Below are 254 nucleotides of genomic sequence, written 5' to 3'. Positions count from 1 at the left end.
GCTCTGGCGCAGGCCGCGCACTCGCAGCCCCATGCCGGAACGCCCTGTGCGCCGCCAGTGCCGGTGAGCGTGAGGGTCAGGCTCATGTTACAGCGCCTTGGTGAAGCGGAAGTGGCTCTGCTCGTAGCCTTCACGCAGGTAAAAACGGTGTGCGTTGTGGCGCTTCACGTTGGTGGAAAGCTCGGTCATTTCGGCCCCGGCCTGGCGGGCTTCTTCTTCTGCCCATGCCAGTAATTTACTGCCGACGTTCAGAC

At 63.0% G+C, this 254-nt stretch carries 1 protein-coding gene; it reads right to left on the bottom strand.

Features of this window, described 5'->3' with window-relative positions:
- Nucleotides 1-87: 87 nt before the first annotated feature.
- The gene (locus tag AC0IX4_RS23165; RefSeq protein ID WP_471831429.1) at nt 88-252 is read right to left on the bottom strand and encodes a GNAT family N-acetyltransferase; all 165 of its coding nucleotides are present in this window, start codon (nt 250-252) and stop codon (nt 88-90) included.
- Nucleotides 253-254 lie beyond the last annotated feature (2 nt).

This window comes from Rhodococcus sp. AC861 (genome assembly GCF_979256035.1).
Note: the sequence above shows the minus strand (reverse complement) of the source record. Positions and strands in the feature narration are given on the sequence as shown.